This window comes from Deltaproteobacteria bacterium HGW-Deltaproteobacteria-18, assembly GCA_002841885.1.
Classification (GTDB): domain Bacteria; phylum Desulfobacterota; class Desulfovibrionia; order Desulfovibrionales; family Desulfomicrobiaceae; genus Desulfomicrobium.
Genome location: PHBE01000018.1, coordinates 101,431 through 108,038 on the forward strand (window position 1 = coordinate 101,431; position 6,608 = coordinate 108,038).

Here is a 6,608-nt window from a genome sequence, read left to right on the forward strand (position 1 = left end):
AACGAAAAAAGGCGGCCAGTGGCCGCCTTTTTTCGTTTTTATTCAGGGTTTTGTTATTGCGCTGAGGCATGCAGTGCGTTTTCCTGCCAGCCGCCGCCAAGCGCGGTAAAGAGCTCGACCATGGCCAGTTTTCCGGCCAGGCGTGCTTCCAGCAGATTCTGTCTGGCGTTGAAGAGGGTGCGTTCCGCGTCGTGCACGGCAAAGGCGCTCTCAAGGCCCGCCGAAAAACGCTGGTCGACCAGCTGACGACTTTTCTCGGCGCTTGCGGCGCGGCGGACCTGGGCCCGGACCTGCCCTTCGTAGCCTTGGTTTTTGGCCAGGGCGTCGGAGACTTCGCGGAAGGCGTTCTGAATGGTTTCCTCGTACTGCGCGACCCGGATCTGTTGTTCCGCCTTGGCCGCTTCAAGCCTGGATTTGTTCCGGCCCGCATCAAAGATGGGCAGGGTGACGCTGGGCACGAAGGTCCAGACCCGCTGGGCCGAATCGAACAGGTCGGTCAGTTCCAGGCTGGCCAGACCGGCCGTTGTGGTCAGGCCGATGCGCGGGAAGAACGCCGCCCGTGCGGCTCCTATTTCCGCCCCTGCGGCCCAGAGCCGATGTTCGGCTTCAAGGATGTCCGGGCGTCTGGTCAAGAGTTCCGAGGGCAGGCCTGGCTTCACGGTCGTGCGCAGGGCCACGTCGTTTATGGCCCGGGCCGGGAGGTCGAGTTCCGGGACGGGCACGCCGACCAGCACGGCCAGGGCGTTTTCGTCCATGGTCACCTGGGCCGCGAGGCGCGCGACCTCGGCCTGGGCCACGGCCACCACTTCTTCGACCTGATGCCGGGCCAGTTCGGTGCTCATTCCGTGGGCCAACTGGGCCAGGGTCAGCTCCAGGGTTGCCTGGCGGCTTTCATAGGTTTCCCGGGCCAGGGCCAGGTGTTCGCGGTCCCCGGCCAGGGTCAGGTAGCCCTTTGCGACCTGGGACACGAGGCTGATGTGCGCGGCCCGGCGGGCTTCTTCCGTGGCCAGGTAGCTCTCCAGGGCTGATTCCTCCAGGTTCTTCACCCGGCCGAAGAAATCAAGTTCGAAGGAGGAGATTCCAAGCCCTACGTTCCACTGCCGGTCAATGCCCTCGATGCCGCCGTGCAGGTCCGCTGGCAGGCGCTGGTTCGAGTTCTGGCCCGATGCGTCGATGCCTGGGATGCGGTCGGCGCGGGCGATGCCGAATTGCGCCCGGGCCTTGTCCATGGCCAGAACGACCTGGCGCAGGCTTCTGTTCTGGTGCAGGGCCGTGGAGATGAGCTTTTGCAGTGCCGGGTCGGGGAAAGCATCCCGCCAGCCAAGCTCGTCCACTTCGGCCAGCCCCAGGCTGGACTGGGCCGGTGCGTTCCATGCTTCGGGCACGGGCATGTCAGGGCGTTCTCGCTCAGGGGCGAGAGTGGCGCAGCCGCCAAGGGCGACGAGCGCGATCACGAGTATCAATCTTCGCATGGATGGCCTCCGGGGATGATGGCGCGAGTGGTCGATTTTTTCGGTTCCTTGCGGGAAAGTCCCAGCTTGGCCACAATGACGAAGAAGACAGGGATGAGCAGGGAACCGATGATGGTCGATGCAATGGTGCCGCCGATGACGCCCGTGCCGATGGAGTTCTGACCGCCCGAACCCGCGCCGGAGTTCAGGGCCAGAGGCAGGACGCCAAGGCCGAAGGCCAGGGAGGTCATGAGGATGGGCCGCAGACGTTGCCGTGCCGCCTCGACCACCGCGGTCATGAGGTCCATGCCCGATTCGGCCAGGCTCTTGGCGAACTCGACGATGAGGATGGCGTTTTTGGCTGCCAGCCCCATGGTCGTGAGCAGGCCGACCTGGAAGTAGACGTCGTTGGTCAGGCCGCGCAGGCTGACGGCGGCCAGGGCGCCGACGACGCCGATGGGCACGACCAGGATGACCGATGCGGGCAGACTCCAGCTCTCGTACAGGGCCGCCAGGCACAGGAAGACGACGATGATGGAGAGGCCGTAGAGCATGATGGTCTGCGAACCGGCCTGACGTTCCTGGAAGGACAGCCCGGTCCAGGAGAAGCCTATGCCTTCAGGCAACTGGCTGGCCAGGTTCTCCATGGTCGCCATGGCCTGCCCGGAGCTCTTGCCCGGAGCCGGGGCGCCTAGAATCTGCATGGCGGGGACGCCGTTGTAGCGTTCCAGTCGCGGCGAGCCCGAGGTCCAGTGGGCCGTGGCGAAACTCGACATGGGCACCATCTGTCCGGATTTGCCGCGCACATGCCAGCGGGCCAGATCCTCGGGCATCATGCGGTAGGGCGCCTCGCCCTGCATGATGACCTTCTTGACGCGTCCCTTGTCCAGGAAGTCGTTGACGTAGGAACTGCCCCAGGCCGTGGCGATGACCCCGGTCACATCCGACACGGCAAGGCCCAGTGCGCCTGCCTTGTTCCAGTCGATGTCGATGCGGTACTGCGGCGTGTCGTCCAGACCGTTGGGGCGGACCATGGCCAGGTCCGGATGCTGCCTGGCCATGCCCAGGAGCTGGTTGCGGGCGGCCATGAGCTTTTCGTGACCAAGGCCCGCCATGTCCTGAAGCTCGAAGTCAAAGCCGGCCGCGTTGCCCAGCTCCATCACCGCCGGTGGGGCAAAGGCAAAGACCTGCGCGTCACGGTATTGCGAGAAAGCGGCCATGGCCCGTCCGGCGATGGCCTTGACGTGCAAGTCGGGGCTCTTGCGCATGCTCCAGTCCTTGAGACGTATGAAGCACATGGCTGTGTTCTGCCCGCTGCCGGCGAAACTGAAACCCGCCACGGCCATGAGCGATTGCACAGAGTCCTTCTCTGCTTCCAGGAAGTGGTTCTCGATGCGCTCCAGCACATCAAGGGCGCGGTCCTGGGTCGCGCCGATGGGCAGCTGGACCTGCACGAAGAGGATGCCCTGGTCTTCGTCCGGGAGAAAGCCCGTGGGCAGTCGCTGAAACAGGAACATCATGGCTGCAAGGATGAGGGCGTAGAGCACCAGAGAGCGCCCCCAGCGCCGGGTCATGGACCCGACCAGCTTCTGATAGCCATTTGCCGTGCGGTCGAAGCCGCGGTTGAAAAGGCCGAAGAAGCCTCGCTTGCCCTGTCCGGGCTTGGCCGGTTTGAGCATGGTGGCGCACAGGGCGGGGGTCAGGATCAGGGCCACCAGGACCGAGAGGACCATGGCCGAGACCACGGTGATGGAGAACTGACGGTAGATGACTCCGGTGGAGCCGCCGAAGAAGGCCATGGGCACGAACACGGCGGACAGGACCAGGGCGATGCCGACCAGGGCGCCTGAGATCTGGGTCATGGACAGGTGAGTGGCATCCCTGGCCGACAGGCCGTCCTCGTGCATGATGCGCTCCACGTTCTCGACCACCACGATGGCGTCGTCCACCAGCAGGCCGATGGCCAGGACCATGGCGAACATGGTCAGGGTATTGATGGAGTAGCCGAATGCCGCCAGCACCCCGAAGGTGCCGAGCAGAACCACGGGCACGGCGATGGTCGGGATGAGGGTGGCCCGAAAGTTCTGCAGAAACAGGTACATGACCAGAAAGACCAGCACGACGGCTTCAAGCAGGGTGCGGACCACCTCCTCGATGGAGATGCGCACGAAGGGAGTGGTGTCGAAGGCTTCCACAACCTTCAGTCCGGCGGGAAAGGTCGAGCTGATGCTGGCTGTGTATTCGGCGATGGCCTCGACGGTTTTCAGGGCGTTTGCGCCGGTGGCCAGCTTGATGGCCAGAGCCGCCGCGGGCTGACCGTTGAAGCGGGAGACGATCTGCGAATTTTCTGCGCCCAGTTCCACCTTGGCGACGTCGCCAAGGCGTACCACGGATCCGTCGGTGTTCGTCTTCAGCAGGATGTTCCGGAATTGTTCGGGAGTCTGCAGACGGTCCTGGACGCTGACCGTGAAGTTGATGCGCTGCTCCTCCACCGAGGGCAATCCGCCGAGCTGTCCGGCCGAAATCTGGGCGTTCTGGGCCTTGATGGCGGCGGCAACGTCGGATGGCGTGAGGCTGTAGGTATGCAGCTTGTCAGGGTTGAGCCAGATGCGCATGGCGTGCTGCGAGCCGAACAGGGTGACCTCGCCGACCCCTTCCACACGGCTCAGGCCGTCGAGCACGTTGGCGGCTACATAGTCGGCCAGTTGCGCCCTGGCCATGGAGCCGTCTTCGGACACGAAACCGAGCACCTGCACGAAGTTTCTGACCGCCTTTGTGACCTGTACGCCCTGGGCCTGCACTTCCTGCGGCAGCAGCGACATGGCCAGCTGCAGCTTGTTCTGGACCTGCACCTGGGCAATGTCAGGGTTGGTGCCGGCCTTGAAGGTCAGGGTGATTTCGGCCTGTCCCGAGGACTGGCTGGTCGAGGACATGTAGTCCAGATTGTCGATGCCCTTCATCTTCTGTTCGATGACCTGCGTGACCGCGTCTTCAAGCGTCTTGGCCGACGCGCCGGGGTAGGTCGCGCTGATGGCCACGGAAGGCGGGGCGATGGGCGGATACTGGGATATGGGCAGGCCCGTGATGGCCAGCACGCCGCCAAGCATGGCGGCGATGGCCAGAACCCAGGCGAAGACCGGTCGATTTATGAAAAAATGTGCCATGATAGTTCCTTACATTGCGTCCTGGGCTACACGGACCTGCACGCCGGGGCGCGCCTTCTGCAACCCTTCGATGACCACGCGGTCTCCGGCGGCCAGCCCTTCCCGTACAATCCAGTCACCGCCGACCGCACGGTCAAGTTCCAGGGGGCGGGCAGCCACCTTTTCCTCGCCGTCCACGACCATGGCCAGGGGCTGGCCCTGCGCGTTGCGGACCACGGCCTGCTGCGGGATGAGCAGTGCGCTTGCGAGCACGCCCTCCTCGACGACGGCGCGGACATACATGCCCGGCAGGAGGTCGCGTTCGGGATTGGGGAACACGGCGCGCAGCGTGACGGAACCGGTGCTCTGGTCCACGCTGGCCTCGGCCAGCTGCAGCACGCCTGCATGGGCGTAGGTGGCTCCGTCTTCGAGGATGAGACGCACTTTTGTCGCGGCCTCGCCTGCGGACTGGACGGCCCCGCTCTTGAGGGCGTGCTTCATGCGCAAAAGCTCCACGTTGGACTGGGTCAGATCGACATAGATGGGGTCGAGTTGCTGCACCGTGGCCATGGCCTGGGCCTGATTGGCCGTGACCAGGGCACCGGGGGTGATGGTGGAGCGTCCGATGCGGCCGTTTATGGGCGAGAGGACCCTGGTCCGCTCAAGGTCGATCTGCGCGGCGCCAAGCTCGGCCTGTGCCGCAGCCACATTGGCTTCAGCCAGGGCCAGGGCCGCCTGTACCTCGTCGTGATCCTGCTGACTGACGGCCTTGGTGCGGATCAGGTCGCGGTAGCGCAGCGCCTTGAGCCGCGCGGGCTCCAGTTCGGCCTTGGCTTTGGCCACGGCAGCCTTGGCGCGGGCCACAGCCACTTCATACGTTGCGGGGTCGATCTGGTAGAGAAGGTCGCCGGACTTGACCTCGGTTCCTTCCGTGTAGGCCCGCTTCAGGATGATGCCGCCTACCTGCGGCCGGATCTCGGCCATCTGGTAAACGGCGGTACGGCCCGGCAATTCCGTGGTCAGCCGGACATCTTTTTCCTGCATGGTCACCACGGCCACTTCCGGTGCGGGAGCGACCCGGGCGGCAGTGGGCTGATTGGCCTGCGAAGGCTTGTTCCAGGCGAGATAGCCAAGGCCGACGGCGAGCAGCGCGACAACGGGAATAAGTATTTTTTTCATTTGGTCCTTCCATGATTGCTGTTTTGAAAATGGCATGTGAACAGGTGTTCACTTTAGGGGCAAAAAAAATTAGGGGGATACGCCTCGGACAAACATTTTCCAGTTCGCCTCGGCCTGGGTTTTGGGATCGATCATGTCGCCGCGCCTGCTGTACAGGATGGCGATGGTCAGGAACTGACCCAGGAACTGCACGAAGATCTCGTCGGCATCGATATCGGCGCGGATTTCGCCTGCTGCCTGTCCCTGGCTGATGATTTTGGCCACTTCGGACTGATGTCGCTGGTGGTTTTTGAGCAGGCGCTCCCGCAGATGTGTCTCGTCGCTCCACAGGGCATCCGAAAGCACAAGGTTGGGCAGCGCGCGGTAGCGCTCGACAACGCTGATGTGCAGGTCGTAGCAGCGACGCAGCTTGATCAGGGCCGGGCCAGGTTCTTTGAGAGCCTGACGGATTCCTTCGCTCTTGACGTCGTCGAGCAGGTCCAGGACGCTGGACAGGATGTCGGCCTTGCCGCCCGGAAAGTGCTTGTAAAGGGCTGGTGCGGTCACGCCCACGGCGCGGGCCACATTGCGTGCGGTCAGTGCGCCGACACCCTGGTCGGCAACCAGGGCCAGGGCCGCTTCTGCGATCTGTTCGCGGCGTATTATCGTGGTGAGTCGTTTTGACATGGAGGGGCTAGTTAACGATCGTTCACTTTGTCGTCAAGAGTAAATTGGGAGATAGGAAGCAGAAAACCTATTGCGGAAAACGGCCCGCTGTCGTCATGGCCTTGAGACCCGCCGGAACTCCTTCGCTGGCCTCGTAGAGTTGAGTCGTTGCGTGCAGGGCGGAAAAGTC

General features: G+C 63.7%; 4 protein-coding genes. All 4 read right to left on the reverse strand.

All coding sequences use genetic code 11. The features are described 5' to 3' along the window. Positions 1–53: 53 nt before the first annotated feature. The 4 genes from CVU60_15175 to CVU60_15190 all read right to left on the reverse strand — a co-directional run bounded on the left by CVU60_15175 (position 54) and on the right by CVU60_15190 (position 6,439). Positions 54–1,472 (reverse strand): hypothetical protein, encoded by a 1,419-nt coding sequence (locus CVU60_15175; GenBank protein PKN40676.1) that lies wholly within the window; start codon positions 1,470–1,472, stop codon positions 54–56. After that, on the reverse strand, positions 1,460–4,615 hold the full coding sequence (locus tag CVU60_15180) for a hydrophobe/amphiphile efflux-1 family RND transporter (protein PKN40677.1): 3,156 nt from the start codon (positions 4,613–4,615) through the stop codon (positions 1,460–1,462). The genes CVU60_15175 and CVU60_15180 overlap by 13 nt, the downstream gene beginning before the upstream one ends. 9 nt (positions 4,616–4,624) lie before the next feature. After that, positions 4,625–5,773, reverse strand: a complete 1,149-nt coding sequence (locus CVU60_15185) for an efflux transporter periplasmic adaptor subunit (GenBank protein ID PKN40678.1) — start codon at positions 5,771–5,773, stop codon at positions 4,625–4,627. A 69-nt stretch (positions 5,774–5,842) separates the two neighbouring features. After that, positions 5,843–6,439 (reverse strand): TetR/AcrR family transcriptional regulator, encoded by a 597-nt coding sequence (locus CVU60_15190; GenBank protein ID PKN40679.1) that lies wholly within the window; start codon positions 6,437–6,439, stop codon positions 5,843–5,845. Positions 6,440–6,608 lie beyond the last annotated feature (169 nt).

Coding starts and splice junctions, on each gene's coding strand:
- CVU60_15190 (PKN40679.1), bottom strand. CDS start 6,439: ATGTCAAAACGACTCACCACGATAATACGCCGCGAACAGATCGCAGAA.
- CVU60_15175 (PKN40676.1), bottom strand. CDS start 1,472: ATGCGAAGATTGATACTCGTGATCGCGCTCGTCGCCCTTGGCGGCTGC.
- CVU60_15180 (PKN40677.1), bottom strand. CDS start 4,615: ATGGCACATTTTTTCATAAATCGACCGGTCTTCGCCTGGGTTCTGGCC.
- CVU60_15185 (PKN40678.1), bottom strand. CDS start 5,773: ATGAAAAAAATACTTATTCCCGTTGTCGCGCTGCTCGCCGTCGGCCTT.